Source organism: Ornithinimicrobium faecis (assembly GCF_023923225.1).
Lineage (GTDB): Bacteria > Actinomycetota > Actinomycetes > Actinomycetales > Dermatophilaceae > Ornithinicoccus > Ornithinicoccus faecis.
Genome location: NZ_CP099489.1, coordinates 278,751 through 296,250 on the forward strand (window position 1 = coordinate 278,751; position 17,500 = coordinate 296,250).

Below are 17,500 nucleotides of genomic sequence, written 5' to 3' on the forward strand. Positions count from 1 at the left end.
ATCTTTCCAGACGGCTCCACGGGTGGACAAGGAGCCGCCGATGGTTCAGGAGACCGCCGCAGCGGTCGCGCCGTTGACCACGTGGCCGTCGTGCAACTCGACGAGCCGGTCGGCGCGCTCCATCAGGATCGGGTCGTGGGTGGAGACCACGGCCGCGATGCCACGCTCGTGGGTCAGCTCGGAGAGCAGGTCCATGATCGTTGCGGCCGTGTCGGAGTCCAACTGGCCGGTCGGCTCGTCGGCGATGAGGATCTGCGGGTCGCTGACCAGGGCGCGCGCGATGCCGACGCGCTGCTGCTGGCCACCGGACAGCTCATAGGGCCGCTGCGTGCCGTGCTTGCCCAGCGACACCTTGTCCAGAGCCTTGGCCACGCGGTCTGCCCGCTCGGAGACCGGGGTGTTCTTCAGCCGCAGCGCGACCTCGACATTCTCGGCCGCCGACAGCACGGGCACCAGCCCGAAGCTCTGGAAGATGTGTCCCACCATCTCCCGCCGGACGGCGAGCACATCGTTTTCCTTCAGCTCCGAGAGCACGCGCCCGTCGCCGAGCAGCACCTTGCCCGAGCTGGGGCGGTCCAACCCTCCGAGGATGTTGAGCAGCGTCGTCTTGCCGGAGCCGGATGGCCCGCGGACGACGGTCAGCTCGCCCGGGTGGACCTCGACGTCGACGTCGACCAGGGCGTGCACCTCGGCGGCGCCCTTGCCGAACGTCCGGGAGACCTGCTCGGCCTTGATCAGATAGTCGCTCACTGGTCCTCCTTCGGGGGGCGGAAGGCGGCGTTCGGATCGTCAGACGCCTCGGGTTGCCAGGCGGTCGCCCCGGATCCGGTATGCCGAGGGGCCGGCTCTGTGTCGGCCGTCTCGGCAGGTGTGGGTCCGGCGGGTGCGGGCTCGGCGGGTGTGGGCTCGGTGGGTGCGGGCTCGGCGTCGGTCACCGGGGCGGTGTCGGCGTGGCCGACGGACGCCTCGATCTGCTCCGGCTCGACGGGGTGGTTGCGCTCGGCATCCGGCCACACCCCCACGTGGTCCTTCTCCAGCTCCAGGCGCACCCGGTCACGCAGGTCCAGCTCGGTCATATAGCCGCTGGGCAGCTGCATCCGACCGGCGCGGTCGATCACCGTGTATTCCTGCGCCACCAGGTGCTCCACGCCGTGCTCGTCGACCTCGGTGTGGCGCAGCACCTCGGTGGAGGTGCGCCCGTCGCGGATCTGGACGGTGCGGCGCACGTGGTCGGCGATCGTCGGGTCGTGGGTCACGATCAGGACGGTGACGCCGAGCTTCTCGGAGGCATCGCGCATCGAGTCCAGCACGATCTCGGACATCGCGTCATCGAGCTCACCCGTCGGCTCGTCCGCGAGCAGCACGCTCGGGTTGTTGGCCACCGCCGTGGCGATCGCCACGCGCTGCTGCTGGCCACCAGACATCTCCGCGGGGCGACGGTCGCGCACATCCGAGACGTCAAGGAGGTCCAGCAGCTCACCGACCCGCTCCCGGCGCTCCCGAGCGTTGCTGATCAGCAGTGGCAGGGCGACATTCTCGGCGGCGGTGAGGAAGGGCATCAGGTTGCGCGAGGTCTGCTGCCACACGAAGCCGACGGTGTGGCGCTGATAGTTGACCCGCTGCTGGCGCGACATCGAGCCGAGGCTGACCCCGGAGACGGTGGCCCGGCCACCGGTCGGCTTGTCCAGCCCGGAAAGAATGTTCAGCAGCGTCGACTTGCCCGACCCGGAGGCACCGACCAGGGCGACGACGTCTCCAGGCTCGACGCGCAGGTTGAGGCCCTGCAGGGCCTGGATCTCCACGCCCTCGGTCGAATAGATCCGGACCAGGTCCTCGCACAGGATGTCGGGACCGCCGTGGTCCCGGGTGGCGGCGCTGTTCAGCGCGGTCTGCGTGCTCATGCTGGCTCCTTCATGGTGACTACCTCTCCTCGCCCCGACGGAGCTGGTTGACCAGGTCGGCCCGGCCGGACATTGCCGCTGACACGGCGATCGCGATGGCGACCGTGACCAGGATGCCCAGGATCACTGGGCCGAGCACGGTCCAGTCGAGGGCCAGGGTGGGTTGCGTCGCCCCACCGGTCAGGCCGGTCAGGTTGATAGCGCGCAGCAGCAGCCAGGGCACGAGCACGCCCAGCCCGGCACCGACGACGAACGCGATCGCCACGAGCGGACCGAGCTCCCAGGCGGTGAGGGCGCGGGCCTGACGCTGGCTCAGGCCAAGCGTGCGCAGGACGGTGAACAACGAGGTCCGGGCCGCCGCGCCCATCAGTTGCACGAACACCACCGCGAGCGCGGTCAGCACCGTCGTCGCCACGACCGCGGCGGCAAAGAACCAGAGCATCGCGCCGGTGACCGGGGACTCCTCAAAGGTGGTGAGCTTGTCGCGGGGTGTCTCGGCGAGGGCGTTGGGGACCACCTGGTTGAGGGCGGTCGCGAGCTCGTCGGTCTGGCCCGGATCGCTCGCCGCGACCAGGACAACCTCCCCCGAGGGGTTCGTGCCCCCAGTGGCCTCCCAGGCCGCGCGGTCCACGACGACGAACGCGCCACGGGTCCGCACGCCAGCCAGTCCGTCGATGTGCCCCACGATCTCGACCTCGCCGCGCGACCCCAGCGTGCCGGTGCCGGTGTCGGCCTCGAAGCTGCCGCCGCTGACCACCGGCGTCGTGGACGACCCGGAGAACAGCTCGTCGGGCAGCGGGCCCACCGGGGTGTCGGCCCAGACCTCTTGCAGCGCCTCATCGACGACATAGACCGTCAGACCCCGCTCGGTGACCTCGCCGGTCAGGTCGTGGCTGTCGGCTGCGGACCCGATGACGGCGATCTGCTCGACTCCGTCGACCTCGCGCAGCGGCTCCACGTCCTCCTCGCTCCAGGACGGACCGGACAGGCGCACATCGCCACCTGCGGACTGCCAGGCGGCCTGTTCGGCGCCGGCGCTGATCGTGGAGGACAGGACCGAGGAGAGCACGGCGACCGAGACGCCCAGGATCACGGCGAGCGCAGGGACCATGCCACCGGCGGGGTCGCGCACGGCTCGGGCGGCCCCCAGGAAGTTGGTCAGGCCGCGGCGCCCGCGGAAGAACGCCATGACCGCATGCACCGGCACGGGATAGATCCGCAGCGTGATGACGCAGGCGGCCAGGGCGAGCAGGATGGGGGTGGCTGCCATCAGCAGGTCGACGCCGGTGTCAACCTGGACGGCGACGGCTTCCTCGCCGCTGGCGGCGGGGGTCTCCTCCACGCCCGTGAGGCCCCGGTCGAACAGGCGCCACACGGCCAGCCCGGCCAGGACCAGCACGACCACCTCGACGAGCACGCGGAGCCGGCTGGCACCCTTGCTGCTCAGGTCGCTCCGGCTGCTCCGCGAGGCGGTGCTGGCGGTCGCAGCGAGCAGGACCGCTGGTGCCAGGCCGATGAGGGCGACCGGCACCCACTCTGTCCACCCGCTGGCGTTGGCATTGACCAGGTTCGCGGCATAGTGGCCGAGCACGGCGGCGGGGAGGCCGAGGGCCAGGCCCTCGAGCAGCATCGCGCCGCGCACCTGCGCCGAGGAGCCGCCACGGGCGGTCGCCAGCGCCAGGGCCGGCTGCCGGCGGGAGGTGATCAGGCGTGCAGCGAGGGCGAACACCGCGAGCGCGACGCCGATCGGTCCGGCCGCGACGACGGCCAGGATCGAGGCGGTCGCACGCTGCTGCTGGGACAGGCCCTCGAAGGTGCTGAGCACCTCGGTGCCGAAGGTCGTCTGGATCGGGGGCTCGGACAGCTCGATGTCGGGGCTGTTGAAGGTGGTGTTCCACCCCTCCTCGCTGTCCGGCACGCGCAGGTCCTGCTGCGTGGCGCTCAACTGGATGAGCTGGGCGGTCACCAGGTCCACCTGGTCACCAGGGACGGCGGCCCCGTCCAGCGGATAGAACAGGTTCATGTTGTTGTTGGTGATCGCACCGGTCGACCCGGGGTTCTCCGGAGGCAGGTATGCCGTGACGTAGCCGTGCAGACCAGAGTCACCCGAGAAGATCTTCCCGACGGTGGTCGAGTTGGGCATGTGCGCCCAGCGGGCGGCGTCGGGGTCCGTGGGGGTGAACGTGCCGGTGATCTCGAACTGCTCGAAGACATCACCCGCCTCGAGGTTGAGCTGCTTGGCGGCGTCGTCGAGCAGGAGGACCTGGATCGGCCCGCTCGCGGTGCCCTCGGGGATGTTCTCGGCCGGGAGCTGCGGACTCTCGTTGAGGACCATCTCGGGCCAGTCACCGGACACCAGGTCGACGTGCTCGGCCAGGTGTGGGTCCACCCGCTGCTGGATGTGCACCCGGGCGAACTCGGTGCCCTCGGGCGGGACCAGGCCGGTGTCGTTCTTGCCGAGCTCGATGAAGAAGTCACCCTGCTGCAGCATCGAGCGCAGCGGCTCGGGCTGGGCCTGCCGTACTTCCTCCAGGCCGTTGAAGACCGGGCCCCACGTGTCCTCGGCGGACGTGTACTCGCGATCGGCGGCGGGCACGATCGTGGCCGACCAGAACGCTGTCATGTCGCGCTGCTGCGCCGAGAGGGCTTCCACCTGATAGGGCACCTGGCGGCCGTTCATGTCCAGGATGTAGCGCGGCCACAGCGTCGAGGCCGCCGCCACGAGCAGGACGAGCAGGGCGAGCAGCAGCGACGGCCACGGGTCGGCGAGGAACTGCTTGCGCAACACGCCAGCTCGACCGGGCAGGCGGGACACGGAGTGCCGACTCATCGGATCTCCTCGCGATACTCGTTGTCCAGCGCCTGACCCCGCACCGTCGTGTAGAGCACGACGAGCAGCAGCAGGAGCACCGCCACCAGCGCCCCGATCAGGCCCGCCCAGAGCGGGATCTCCAGAGCCAGCGGGGCCGGGAGCTGAGCCTGACCGGCCAGCGTGGTGCTGCGGGACAACTCGGGGACGACGAGCCAGCCGACCAGCCAGCCGGCCACCAGGCCGAGACCGATCGAGGCCAGCACCACGGAAAGCAGCTCGGCGGTGCGGGCTCGTGCCTGACCACTGGGTGTCATGCCGAGAGCGCGCAGCACCGACACCTCAGGGCGGCGCACGCGCAGCAGGTTGGCCGCGACGGCGCCGATGCCGGTCACCGCGAGGAGCACAGCACCGGCCGAGGCGACCCAGAAGACCAGTCGCACGGCGCTGGCGGCGTCGGTGGTGGCCACCTCGCCGGGTCCGGTCGCCGAGGCGATGCCGGGCAGATCTCGAACGTTGGCCAGCGCGGTGTCCGGGTCGCTGCTGCTGGCCCACAACTGGTTGGGCCGGGCGAGCGTGTCACCGGTGCTGGTGAAGTATTCGCTCAGGGCGGCGCTGTCGATGAGGGCGCTGTTCGGTGACGTGGAGCCCGGCACGGCGGTCACGATCGCCGCGACCTGTCCGGGGATGTTGCCACCGAAGGCCGTCAGGTTGATCGGCATGCCGACCTCGAAGTTGCCGGTCGCGGCAAGGGTGTGCGTGATCGCCACGGGGACGGCGTTGTCCGCAGCGGGTGGCGCGTCGCCCTCCTCGGGAGCGGCGGGGGCCGGGGCGGTGCCATCGGCGCCCTCGGCCTCGTCGTCGGCGGGCTGTTCCGCTCCCTCCTCCGAGGTGGGCGGAGCCGGGGCCACCTCGGCGAGGCCGGGGGACTGCAACGGCACCACGACGGCGCCGTCCGGGTCGCGTGTGCCGCCACCCTCCATGCCCACGGTCGCGCTCAGCAGCAGGTCCCCCGGCCCCCTGGTCAGAACCCCTGCAACCGGGGGCGCGACGAACTGCTGCTGCTCGTCGTCGAAGGCCGGCAGCTCGTCGGGAATCGGGGTGTCCCACGTGTCCACAACAGGGTCGGCCAACAGGTTGGTGTCGGCGTCGTCGCCACCGCTGGTGGTCAGACCGGTCAGGGTGAGGTCCACGTCATACAGCGCGTCGCTCGAGCCCCCTCCGGGCAGGTTGGCGACCTGCTGGAACCCGAGGTCGATCGCCACCAGGGCGCGGCCCGCGCCGGGTGCGACGGGCACCTGGACCTCTGCGGTGCTCTGTGCCGGGGCGGCGGTGATCGTGGGGGCCTCCGGCGGGTCGCTCACGACGTCGGGCCGCTCGCTGAGCGTGACATCGAACTCGACGGGGATGGGCTCCGCCTGCACGCTGACCAGACTGCTGCTGCCCTCATCCCAGAACCACAGGACAGGCACGATCTCCCGACCAGCGGTCAACGAGCGCACCACGATGTCAATCTGGTTCCAGGCTTCGTCCTCGATCATCTCGGGCGGCAGGGGGTCGTCGGCGACTTCCGGGCCGAACTGCTCGTAGGTCCAGTCGTAGGTCTGGATGATGGCTGCCTGGAGCGCCTCGAGGTCATGCGGGCTGGTGGTCATCTCGACCGTCAGGTCCAGGGCTGTCGCGGTCTCTGGCAGGGGGACCCCGCCCTCGGGCTGGGTCGGGCCCCGTAGGGCCTCGGTCACCTCCGGCACGTCGAGGACGCCGTCCGGGACGCTGACCGCCTGCCCCAGTTGGTCGACCGGCAGCGCGGTGTAGGACACGATGCTGTTGCCGAGACGCCCCTCGGACAGCCACACGGGGGTGCTCGCGTCGACGCCATCGACCCCGGCCAGGCTGGGCACCGCGGGCAACGTGGTCTGTGACACCGGGGCCGAGGTGACCACGGCCCGGATGTCCGCGCCGCGACCCAGGTCTGAGATGCCTTCGCGCAGCTGGGCCGAGGTGCCGGCATACAGCCCGGAGACGGTGGTGGCACCCACCGCCAGGACGGTGAGCACGACCGGGACGGCATAGACGACGATGCGCCGTGAGACCTGGGCCGAGACCAGGTGCGTCAGCAGGCCACGGGAGCGACGGCTGAGCGTCTCCACGAAGCGGCCCAACGGGCCGAGCACCATGGTGCCGAGCAGTGCGGCCGCCGCGAGCAGCAGGGCCGGCGCGGCACCGGCAACGAGGTCGGTGCGCAGCGTGCCGTCGGCGTTGGTCACCAGGGGGGAGCCATAGCGGTTGAGCTGCCACCAGGAGATGGCCGCGGCGCCCAGGGTGAGCACGACCGTCCCCAGGGCGGCGGCTGCCTTGGTGCGACCGGAGCGGTCGGTCGCAGTGCGCGCCGACAGGGTGCGCACCTGCAGCACGGCGACGGCCACCAGAGCGGCCACGACCGCCACTCCTGCCGCGATGCCGGTGCGGATGACGACGCCACTTTGCAGGGACCCGGCCGGGACCAGTTGCATGACGCCCAGGGCGACGGCGGTGCCGAGCACGGCGGCCAGCACGGCGACGACAACGGACTCGATGATCGACCAGGTCAGCAGTTGCCCGCGCGAGGCACCGCGAGCCACCATCAGCTCGACCTCGCCGGAACGGGCCTCGGCCTGCAGGCGAGCGATCTGCACGATGGCGATCAGGCTGACCAGCAGCAGCAGCGTGACCGGCACCAGGTTGAGCGCGCGAGCTGTCGCCAGGTTGCGCGAGGCGGCCTCGGCGGTCGGTGCGAGGTCGCCCTCGACCGTGACACCGCGGACCTCGACCTCGGGGGTGCGCAGCGAGTTGTCCAGGGCTCCAGCGACCGCAGCGAGCCGGGGCATGTCTGCCGGCAGCACCTTCTCTGCGTCGGGCTGGACGGTGAACCGGACGAACGGGGTGTCACCGAAGTGTGTGGTGCCGGCCTCGGGCACGACCAGGGGCCCCACCTGCGAGTCGGCGCTGCCGCCCTCGACCAGCGGATCGCCGAACCAGAACGCCTCCTGGGCATCCATCGGGCGCCAGATCGCGGTGATCTCGACGCTCGTCCCGCCGACATCGAGCTGGTCCCCGACCCCAACCTCCCACTGGGCGGCCGCGCCCTCATGGAGAGCGCCCTGGACGACGTCTGAGTCGTCACCCACGGGCCAGGTGCCCTCGACGACCTCAACGCGGTCGGCGAAGTCGGGATCGTCTGGCGTCAGCGCCGGGCCAGCCATGACGATGAGCTTGCCGTCGTGATCGGTGACCGTGCGCGGCTCGGAGACGATGGTGCGCTGGATCAGCACCTCGGTCGGTGCGAACTCCTCGCGGATGATCTGGTCGGCTGCGGTGGCCTGCGCCGACGGATCATCCGCCAGGCGGGTCTGGACCCGGATCCCGGCCTGGGTGGGGTCGGGAGCGCTCAGCGCCTGCCGGGCGGCGGTGGTTGCGGCCGCCTCGGAATAGCCGAGGGTGCCAGCGATGATGGCGGTGGTCCCGGCCACGAGGACCAGGATGGTGAGCAACAGTCCGAGCCCGGCACGTGCACGCTTGATGATCAGCGCAGCAACGCCCATCGTTGTCCCTCTCCCTGCCGTTCCCTCGATGCGGGTCGACCCCTCGACCCAGGGTGCGACTGTGCCACGGTGGATCGGTTCGTGCAATGACTTTACTCAAACGTTGTCCATTCGTGACCCCTGCGCATCGAGGCAGCGGCCGTGCACCGGATGACCTCATCCCCTCGGCGAAATCGTGGGTGTCGGCGTGCTCCGTGAGAGGATCGTCGACGTTCTAGACCCCCGACGAGGACCTCCCACCCAGTGACTTCGCCTTCGCCCACGCACGCCCGGAACCTGCGACACGACGTCGAGGGTCTCCGGGCGATCGCCGTCGGCACCGTGCTGCTCTATCACCTGCACATGCCAGGCGTCTCGGGCGGGTTCGCGGGCGTCGACGTCTTCTTCGTGATCTCGGGCTTCCTGATCACCTCGGCCCTGCTGCGCGAGGTTGAACGCAGCGGCACCGTCTCCATCGTGGACTTCTATGCCCGCCGAGCGCGCCGACTGCTGCCCGCGGCGTCGGTCGTGATCCTGTTCACCCTCGTGGTGGGCTGGTTCGTGCTGCCGGTGAGCGCGCGCAGCAACCTGCTCAGTGACGTCTTCGGCTCCACCCTGTACGTCGTCAACTGGGTCCTCGCCTCTCGCTCGGTGGACTACCTGGCCGAGGGGTCGGGGGCCTCGCCGCTGCAGCACTACTGGTCGTTGTCGGTCGAGGAGCAGTTCTATCTGATCTGGCCCCTGATGATCCTGCTGGCCGTCCTGCTGGCAGCGCGATTCCGTCTGCGCCCGCGCCGCACCATGCTGCTGCTCCTGTCGTTGCTTGGCGTGGCCTCGCTGGTCTGGTCGATCGTGCAGACCTCGGCCAACCCCGCCACGGCCTACTTCGCGACGACCACCCGCCTGTGGGAGCTCGCCGCCGGGGCAGTGCTCGCCTTCGCCGTTCCCCGCCTGGCCCAGCTCCCGCGCTGGGCGGCGCAGCTTGCAGTGGCCGCCGGTGTGGCCATGATCCTGGTCTCGGTGACCGCCTATGACCAGAGCACCCCGTGGCCGGGCTCAGCAGCGATCCTGCCGGTGCTTGGCTCGGTCCTGGTCATTGCCGCCGGGGTGCCAGGACGTCCCACGGTCGTGGGCCGGCTCCTGAGCCTGCCGCCGATGGTGTGGATCGGTGGCTTGTCCTATGCCATCTATCTGTGGCACTGGCCCCTCGTCGTGCTGGCTGAGGCGAGGTGGGGAGAGTTGGCCGTCCCGCTCCTGGTGGGTCTGGGTGTCCTGTCGATCCTGCTCGCCTGGGCCACCAAGATCCTGGTCGAGGACCCCATCCGGTTCCGGCGCTCGCTGTCCTCCCGGCCCTGGAGGTCCCTGGCCATGGGCGGTCTGACGATGGCGATCATCTGTGGGATCACCGGAGCCGCCTGGATCAGCCGCCCCACACTCGACGACAGCATCACGACGCCGGGTGCGGCCGCGCTGGTCGCCGATCCGGAGGCAGCTGTCTGGGAGCCGATCACGGATCTGAGCAGCGCCTACACGCAGGCCGGCCCTCTCGAGCCGGACCCGGAGCTGGCCCGTGACGACATCCCCAGCTATTACGGCGACGAGTGCCAGATCGCCCAGGGCGAGCCCGACCCCGACCCGGACTGCGTCTACGGGGTCCCCGACTCCGACACCGAGGTGGTCCTGTGGGGAGACTCCAAACTGGGCCAGTACTTCGCCGGCTACGACGCGATCGCGAAGAACGAGAACTGGCGACTGACGACCTACCTGAAGTCCTCGTGCGCTGCGACCATCGCCGGCCACCACATGGAGGACTGCAACCAGTTCGGGCGCACCGTCCTCGACACGCTGGTCTCGCAGGAGGACCCGCCGCACCTGGTGATCATGAACTCCGGCAGCGGGCCCAAACCAGAGCTCCTCGAGGGCATGACCGAGGCGGCCACCCAGCTGCAGGACGCCGGGATCCCCGTGCTGCTGATGATGGACAACTCCTCGCCCGGCGCCGAGATCTATGAGTGCGCCGCAGAGCACATCGACGACCTGCGGGCCTGTGACTTCCCACTCCAGGAGCCGATGGGTGGCAAGCTCATGACCTCGCTGTCGGAGGCGACCGGCGCCACGCTGCTCGACGTCCGGGCATGGATCTGCCCGGAGGGCCCCGAGTGTCCGGTGGCGATCGGTGGGCAGCTGATCTATCGGCAGGGCAGCCACATCACCGACACCTACGCGCGCACGCTCACGCCCTTCCTCTATCGCGAGCTCAGCGAGCTGGGCTTCACCGAGGCGACCGCAGAGGAGATTGAGCTCGGTGACGTGCCCCAACGGACGTCGGACCGGTGACCGGGCGCCGGCCACCTTGGCGCGTCCGCGTCGTTTCGGTGACGGCGCGCTCCCGCAGAGTAGTCTCGGCGCCGTGTCTGATCTGAGAGCGTGGGGTGGCCGAGTGCGTCGGGGTCTCGGTGCGCTGGCCCGCCGGACCGGGCTGCGGGGATCGACCGGCTCCAGCTCGCCGCAGTCCACGACGGGCCAGGCACCAGAGAAGTCCCGGACACGCAAGCCCCAGACACGCAAGCCCCAGACGCCAGTGCAGCCGGAGGCGCCCAAGGCGACGCCACAGCCGGAGCCCACCCTGGAGCCGACCGGTCCGGCGGAGCCCGCACCACCGCCTCCACCACCCACCGAGGATCAAGTCACGGCCCGGCGGCTGGGCAAGCTCAGCGACAGCGGCCAGCACGAGGAGGCCCTCGCGCTGGCGGAGCAGGAGTTTGCCCGGATCGCGGGGCAGGACGAGCCCGAGCAGGAGCTGATCAAGGCGATCCAGACCACCGCGGCCAAGGCGGGCGCCATCAGCCTGCACATGGCGGTCCTGCAGCGCCGCATCGAGCTGTCCCCGCGCAACAAGTTGCTGCCCCGCCAGCTGCGCCTCCAGGAGGGCCGCTGGAAGGAGTCGGATCCCGGGTGGCTGCCGACCATCGATCCTGAGGTGCTGGCTGACCTGTCCCCGCGCCCGAGCGACCGGAAGCGCACCGGCACGATCCTGCACCTGCTCAAGATCGGCATGCCACAGCGCCAGAGTGGCTATTCCATGCGCAGCATGTACACCCTGATCGGGCAGGCTCGGGCCGGTCTGGACCCGGTCGCGGTGACGGCGCTGGACTTCCCCCGCAACATCGGGGTCCAGGACGCTCCGGAGGTCGACGAGGTCGGTGGGGTCCGCTATGTGCACCTGCTGCGTGACCCCATCCCGGAGCGGGAGACCTCCGAGGACTATCTCGGCGCCTATGCAACCGCTCTGGTCCCGGTCGTGGTGGCCGAGGACCCCGACCTGATCCATGTCCACTCGGGCAACCGCGGCACGGAGGCGGCGCTGGTCGCTCTCGCGGTCGGCCGTGCGCTGGGCATCCCCGTCGTCTACGAAGTGCGCGGCTTCTTCGAGGCGCTCTGGACCAAGGACACGGCCTGGGGTGAGCGCGCGGAGCTCTACGACCGGCGGATCGCAGCGTCGGTGTGGGCTCAGCAGGAGGCTGCCTCGGTCATCACACTGAGTGAGTCGATGAAGAGCGACATCGTGGGGCGCGGCATCGACCCCGACCACGTGCACGTCGTGCCCAACGGGGTGGACCCGACGTCCTTCGTCCCCCGTGAGCGTGACCGGGAGCTGACCGAGCGGCTCGGACTGACCGACCGCTTCGTCTTCGGCTATGTGTCCAATCTCGACCACCACCGCGAGGGGCAGGAGCTATTGATCGACGCTGCCCTGGAGTTGCGACGCCGGGGCGTGCCGGCCACGGCACTGATCGTCGGCGAGGGCAGCCGGCGCGAGGTCCTCGAGCAGCATGCCCGGGACGTTGACGCCGGCGACGCGGTCCTGTTCACCGGGCGCATCCCGCACGACGAGGTCGGGGACTACTACGCGCAGCTGGACGTCTTTGTGGTCCCCCGCATCGACGAGCGGGCGGCTCGCCTGGTGACCCCGCTGAAGCCCTACGAGGCGATGGCTCTCGGCATCCCCCTGGTGGTGTCTGATCTGCCGGCCCTGCAGGAGATCACCGGCGACGGGCAGCGCGGCGAGACGTTCCGGACCGGTGACGCCCTGTCGCTGGCGGATGTCCTGGAGCAGCTGGCGCGTGATCCTGCCCGGCGCGAGGAGCTCGCCGCTGGTGCCCGGCAGTGGGTGCTCGACCACCGCAGCTGGTCCCACAACGAGGCTCGCTATGCCGCGGTCTATGACGCCGTGCTTGGCCCCAACAACGCACGATAGACCTCGTCCACGGTGTCGGTGATCCGGCTCCAGTCCCGCTCCTGAGCCACCCACTCACGGGCCGCGGCTCCGAGCCGGGCCCGCTGGTCGGGGTCGTCCAACAACTCACCGAGCACCCGGGCGAGATCCCTCGCATCCCCCTTGGCGAACAGCCGACCGGTGATGCCGTCCTGCACGATCTCGGCGAGCGCGGCGACGTCTGAGGCCACGACGGCCTTGCGCATCGCCATGGACTCGAACGGCTTGATCGGCGAGATCATCTCGCAGACGGGCAGCGGTTTGCGGGGGAAGGGGGTGATGTCCACCAGGCTGAGATAGCCCTCGACGTCCTCGTGGGGGACCCGGCCGGTGAAGGTGATCAGGTCACCCACCCCGAGCTCCTCCACGACCTGGTGCAACTTGCGCTCATAGGCACCGTCACCCACGACGAGCAGGTGGAAGTCGTCCCGCTGCCTGCGCAGCTCGACGAGGGCCTCGAACAGCAGGTCCAGACCCTCGTAGTGGACCAGCCCACCGACGTAGCCGATCACCTGCTTGTCGGACAGGCCGAGCCGTGCGGCCAACTCCTCGTCCCGCTCTCGCGGGGTGAAGCGGGCGACGTCAACACCGTTGGGCACCACCGTGATCCGGGCCGGGTCGACGCCCAACTGCACCATGTGTTCACCCAGGGTCGCGGTGATCACCAGCAGGGCGTCCGCCTCGCGGGCCACCGTGGTCTCCAGGAGGTCGAGATAGTGATGGCGTGGCGACTGGGCAAACAGTGGGAGCCGCGCCTCCTCCAGCAGTTGCTTCAGGCCACGCATCTCGTAGACGAAGGGGACCCCCAGCTCACGTGCCGCTGTCAGACCGGCCATCCCCACGTCATACAGGCTGGACGCGTGGATCAGGCTGGCGCGCTTGCCCCGGGCGAGGTCGGCGATGCCCGCGGCCCCCTGCTCGACATAGGGGGCCAGGGGCACCCGGGGATAGCTGCGGACGCCCTCGGTGAGCAGCCGGTGGTAGGCGATGCCGTCGACAACGTCCACCGGTGCCGGGGCGCGCTCGTCATCTGCCTGCCACCACAGATCGAACGGGAAACCGAGCCGGGTCACGGCGTTGACCTGCCAGCCCCGCTCGGACAAAGAGGTGAGTATGCCGTGTGACCGGGTGGCGTAGCCGCCGGACCGCAGCGGCAAGGACTGGCCCAACACAGACACGATCGAGCGTGGGTCGAGGTGGGCCGGGTCGGGGGAGGTGGCCCGCGACGGTGGTGACCATGGCCTGGCCAGCAGCTGCTCCTCGTCGGCGGCCTCGGCCAGCAGGGCGCGGGTGGAGTCCTGCGGTGACTCACCGTCGACGTGGGCGGCCGCCTCGGCAGCGAGCGCGGTCCACCCGTGGCCGGCAGCATGGCGCGACAGCCAGCGCCAGGCCGTCACGGAGACCCCCGCGAGGGTCTGCTCCGACCAGGTCGGCAGGAGCGCCACGAGGTCACCGAACCGGCGGGTCCCGGTCAGGCGGCGGACCAGGTTGGTGGCCCCCTCGGGCAGGGCCAGGACCTCGGCGACCTCCCGGTCATCGAGCGGGCCCGCTGCCACCATCTCGGCCGCCCGAGCGGCGCCGATGAGGGTGTCCGCGCCGGTCAGATCGAGACCTCGGTCCTGGTCGGCGATCCGGGCCCGCCACAGCTCCAGGGCGGCCCGGTGCCGGGGCTGGATCTTGGCGAGGGCGGCGACGGTGCGGCGCAGGTTGGTGGCGGTGGTGGGCGTCAGCTCGAGCAGGGCGGCGTGGACCTCGTCGAGCAGGTCGCGGTGGCCGGCCTTGCGCGCGGACTCGGCGAGCCGGATGAGGTCGGCGGACCGGAGCTGGTCCTGGTGCAGCAGGGGGGCCAGGAGTTCGACGGTGCGGGCGTGCTCCTGGGCCCGGAACGCGGCGACCGCGGTGGTGCGGACCTGGCCCGCTGGGGCCTGGGGTGTGAGCTCCTGCTCAAGCAGGGCGAGAGCCTGCTGGGGGTCGCGCGCGGTCAGTCGTTCGGCCGCGACGACTCGGGCATCGCGGGACAGGCGCCGGACCGGGCCGGGACCGAGGTCTCGAGGGAGTCTGCCTGCCAGCGGCAGCAGGGCAGCGCGCGCGCGACGGGTCAGGGCACGCCGAGCGCCCATCAGCACGCCTCCGGAGCGTCGACCGCGACGGTCACCCGGGCGCGGTCGACCAGCGAGCGGAGCGTCTGGCCCCACGCGTCAGCGCGGCTGCGGGCCGAGTTGGCTGAGTCGTGCGCTGTGGCGACCAGGTCCAGGGCGGCGTCGACGGCGTCCGCCGGGGCCACACACCGCACCCGGCCCTGCAGGTCGCTGACGGCCGCGGCTTCCGGGAGCACGCAGGGCAGACCAGCGGCCAACGCCTCCAGGGTGGCGATCTCGGCGTGCAGGTCCCAGGTGCCCTGATAGACCCACACATCAAGGTGGGACAGGAACTCGCGCAGGGTCATCCCGGTGCCCAGGAAGGACAGCCACGTCGAGGGTGGCAACTCACGGTTGAGGAGCTGGCTCGGGACCGTGAGACCTCCCAGCGTGTGGACCTCGACCGGCAGCTCCGTGTCGTCGCCGGTGATCACCGGCTTGAGGGGATAGGCGCGCCGCAGCGCCTTGGGTCCCTTCGGCCAGCGCGCGACGTAGTCGCGCAGGTGGTGCCCGATGACCAGCGGGTCTTCGGCTGCTCGGCCACGAGCGGTGGTCGGCACGTGTGGCCAGTCCGCACCGGTGACAAGCGCGAGGTCGGCGTCCACCCAGCGATCGCCTGTGACCTCGGCCCTGGCCGGTGAGGGGCTGTCGGGCAGGTCGTGCACCCGTGCTGGTCCACCCCACCGGGGCAGCCTGCCGAACAGCTCCAGGCACCGGTCGTCGACGGCGGCCACGGACCAGCCGGTCGGCTCCGCCTCGTCGGCCAGCGCCAGGATCTCCCCGACGTCCAGGGTCGCGGCGTCGAGGTGGAGCAGGCTCGCCGGGTCGGTGACGACCAGCAGGTCGACGCGGTCGTCCTCGTGGGCGTTGGTCAGGCCGATGCGACCGATGCGCGTGTCGTGGGAGAGCGCGCGAGAAGCCGCCTCACGCTTGCGGGCGATGGGCTTGGGCGACTCGGTGTTGGCCGCCGCGGTGGTCAGCCCCGCGTCGGAGCTGACCCGGGCCACCCCCATCGTCCGCGGCGCGCGAGGTTGGCCCGTGCGCAGGTCGCCCATCACCACGACCTGCCAGTGCGGTGTCTGTGGCTGTGCCGGCCGATCTGGGGCCCAGCCGGCCCGGGGGAGCGGAAACGGTCTCGGCGCTGTCCGGTGACCCGGCAATCGTGCGTCCAGACGGGTGGCTCGGACCTGGTCGTGCCACTCCATATAGCTGTCGCGATAGGCGAGCCGGTCCCAGCGCAGCCAGCCCGGGACAGCGTCCGCACGGGACAGCGAGTTGGAGCGCAACTGGGTGATGGCCAACGGCGCAGGGTGGCGCAGGTCGCGCACGCTGCCCTCGCGCAGGGCCTTGAGACGGAAGGGCAGCTCCATGTCGCCGGACTTGCGGACCGCGTCGAACTGGCCGAGGAGTGCCTGGACGGGGACCCGGTCGAACAGCAGGGAGCTGGCGTTGAGTCGCGCGGCCGAATAGCCGACATAGGTCAGCGCGAGGTCCTCATAGGCACGCAGCGTCCAGGTCCGGTTGGCCAGCAGGGAGGGGTTCTCCAGCAGGTGCCGCACCTGGAGCTCGACCCGGCGCGGGTGGGTCCAGTCGTCGCTGTCCTGGAACGTCATCCACCGGCCCGTGGCGATGGTCAGCGCGAGGTTGCGGGCCTGGTAGGTGCCGCCGTTGCGCGGAGCACGCACCACCTGCACCCGTGGGTCGAGTGAGGCGGCCTCCTCGAGCAGGTCGTCGGCACCAGTCGGCGAGGCATCGTCCACGACGAGCAGCTCGAGATTCTGCCACGTCTGCTCGAGCACGCCACGCACGGCGAGCAGCAGGTCGCGATCCGGCCGGAAGGCCGACATGACCACCGTCACCAGCTCACCGTCGACCCGCTCTGAGGAGGGCGCGGCGAGGCGTTGATAGGGGTTCTCGCCCGTGCCTGGGGGGCGCAGCCGGACCGGCTCGAGACCGTCGGCCTCGTGGATCTCGTTGAGGACCGTGAGCCACCGGTCCTCCGCCTCGAGGAGGTGCTCAGGCGGCGTGTCGGGCGCCCCGGCCCGGTGCGGGTTGAGCAGGTCCGTGCGCAGCGACCACCGGTCGAGCTTCTTCAACGGAGTCTGCGGGTCGTCCAGCAGCGCGGCGAGCTCCGCGCTCCGGTCGGTGCGCACCAACAGCTGGGCAAACAGCGTCGCGACCTCCGGGCTCTGGGCGGCGACGCCCTCGCGCGTCACGATGCGGTCGAGGAGCTCGAGACCGCGCTGGTGAGCATCTGGTGCACCGGACAGGGCCACGAGCCGGGCGGCAGCGGCCTCGTGCCCGGCTGCGCGCAGCACTGCGGGGGCAAGCGGGCTGCGCGTGCGGAGGGCGAAGGCCGTGTAGGGCTCGACCTTGTCTGCGGGAAGCCCATCTGCCAGTGAGGCGATCAGGTCACTGTTGGAGTGCGCACCCATCAGGACCGCCGGTCCCCCTCCTGGCCAGCACGAGCGGCCAACGCGTCGAGCAGTTCCACCCGGGTGCGCTCGGTGCTGGCCACCAGTCGGGCGCTGAGGGCGTCGACCCGGCGCTCGAGGTCGACCAGGTGGGAGGTGACCTTTGCGCTGGAGTCCTTGGGCGCCTTGGGGGCCGGTCGTGAGCCCCACGGGCCCACGACGGCCAGGGCCGTGCCCAGGTGCAGCAGGACCAGGCCGATGATCGCGATGAGCCACCAGGACAGGGCGGCGGCCACGATGGTGAGCGCACCCACCAGGCCGAGTCCGGCCAGGACGGCCATGGACGGGATGCGGCGCAGAACGCGTCCGGCCGATCGGCCCGTGCCTGCAGTCATGTGCGTG

Annotated in this window: 9 protein-coding genes; 2 read left to right on the top strand and 7 right to left on the bottom strand. The window is 70.9% G+C overall.

The window, feature by feature from the left end; translation table 11 throughout:
- Window positions 1-45: 45 nt before the first annotated feature.
- From NF556_RS01245 to NF556_RS01260, 4 genes are read right to left on the bottom strand one after another with little or no spacing between them, the layout of a single operon-like run.
- Window positions 46-750, bottom strand: coding sequence for an ABC transporter ATP-binding protein (locus tag NF556_RS01245; protein ID WP_252593694.1), 705 nt, complete (start codon window positions 748-750; stop codon window positions 46-48).
- Window positions 747-1,901, bottom strand: coding sequence for an ABC transporter ATP-binding protein (locus NF556_RS01250; RefSeq protein WP_306270212.1), 1,155 nt, complete (start codon window positions 1,899-1,901; stop codon window positions 747-749). The genes NF556_RS01245 and NF556_RS01250 overlap by 4 nt, the downstream gene beginning before the upstream one ends.
- Before the next feature lie 19 nt (window positions 1,902-1,920).
- A complete protein-coding gene (locus NF556_RS01255; protein ID WP_252593695.1) occupies window positions 1,921-4,731 on the bottom strand; it encodes an ABC transporter permease in 2,811 nt (936 codons plus the stop codon).
- Complete coding sequence (locus NF556_RS01260) at window positions 4,728-8,291, bottom strand: FtsX-like permease family protein (protein ID WP_252593696.1); 3,564 nt, start codon at window positions 8,289-8,291, stop codon at window positions 4,728-4,730. The genes NF556_RS01255 and NF556_RS01260 overlap by 4 nt, the downstream gene beginning before the upstream one ends.
- 243 nt (window positions 8,292-8,534) lie before the next feature.
- On the opposite strand from NF556_RS01260, the gene NF556_RS01265 reads away from it, so the two are divergent.
- Complete coding sequence (locus NF556_RS01265; protein ID WP_252593697.1) at window positions 8,535-10,607, top strand: acyltransferase family protein; 2,073 nt, start codon at window positions 8,535-8,537, stop codon at window positions 10,605-10,607.
- A gap of 73 nt (window positions 10,608-10,680) precedes the next feature.
- On the top strand, window positions 10,681-12,528 hold the full coding sequence (locus NF556_RS01270; protein ID WP_252593698.1) for a glycosyltransferase family 4 protein: 1,848 nt from the start codon (window positions 10,681-10,683) through the stop codon (window positions 12,526-12,528).
- Here NF556_RS01270 and NF556_RS01275 read toward each other — a convergent pair.
- Genes NF556_RS01275 through NF556_RS01285 form a run of 3 tightly spaced genes read right to left on the bottom strand, consistent with a single transcriptional unit; the run spans window position 12,492 to window position 17,493 of the window.
- Window positions 12,492-14,666: a glycosyltransferase family 4 protein gene (locus NF556_RS01275; RefSeq protein WP_252593699.1), complete on the bottom strand. Its 2,175-nt coding sequence runs from the start codon at window positions 14,664-14,666 to the stop codon at window positions 12,492-12,494. The two genes, NF556_RS01270 and NF556_RS01275, sit on opposite strands and share 37 nt — an antisense overlap.
- Complete coding sequence (locus tag NF556_RS01280) at window positions 14,666-17,119, bottom strand: glycosyltransferase family 2 protein (protein WP_252593700.1); 2,454 nt, start codon at window positions 17,117-17,119, stop codon at window positions 14,666-14,668. The genes NF556_RS01275 and NF556_RS01280 overlap by 1 nt, the downstream gene beginning before the upstream one ends.
- Window positions 17,119-17,493, bottom strand: a complete 375-nt coding sequence (locus NF556_RS01285) for a hypothetical protein (protein WP_252593701.1) — start codon at window positions 17,491-17,493, stop codon at window positions 17,119-17,121. Before NF556_RS01285 ends, NF556_RS01280 begins: the two co-directional genes overlap by 1 nt.
- Between the last annotated feature and the right edge of the window lie 7 nt (window positions 17,494-17,500).

Excerpts from the sequence above, each read along its gene's own strand:
- NF556_RS01250 (WP_306270212.1), bottom strand. The coding sequence starts at position 1,901 with ATGAGCACGCAGACCGCGCTGAACAGCGCCGCCACCCGGGACCACGGC.
- NF556_RS01255 (WP_252593695.1), bottom strand. The coding sequence starts at position 4,731 with ATGAGTCGGCACTCCGTGTCCCGCCTGCCCGGTCGAGCTGGCGTGTTG.
- NF556_RS01260 (WP_252593696.1), bottom strand. The coding sequence starts at position 8,291 with ATGGGCGTTGCTGCGCTGATCATCAAGCGTGCACGTGCCGGGCTCGGA.
- NF556_RS01275 (WP_252593699.1), bottom strand. The coding sequence starts at position 14,666 with ATGGGCGCTCGGCGTGCCCTGACCCGTCGCGCGCGCGCTGCCCTGCTG.
- NF556_RS01280 (WP_252593700.1), bottom strand. The coding sequence starts at position 17,119 with ATGGGTGCGCACTCCAACAGTGACCTGATCGCCTCACTGGCAGATGGG.
- NF556_RS01285 (WP_252593701.1), bottom strand. The coding sequence starts at position 17,493 with ATGACTGCAGGCACGGGCCGATCGGCCGGACGCGTTCTGCGCCGCATC.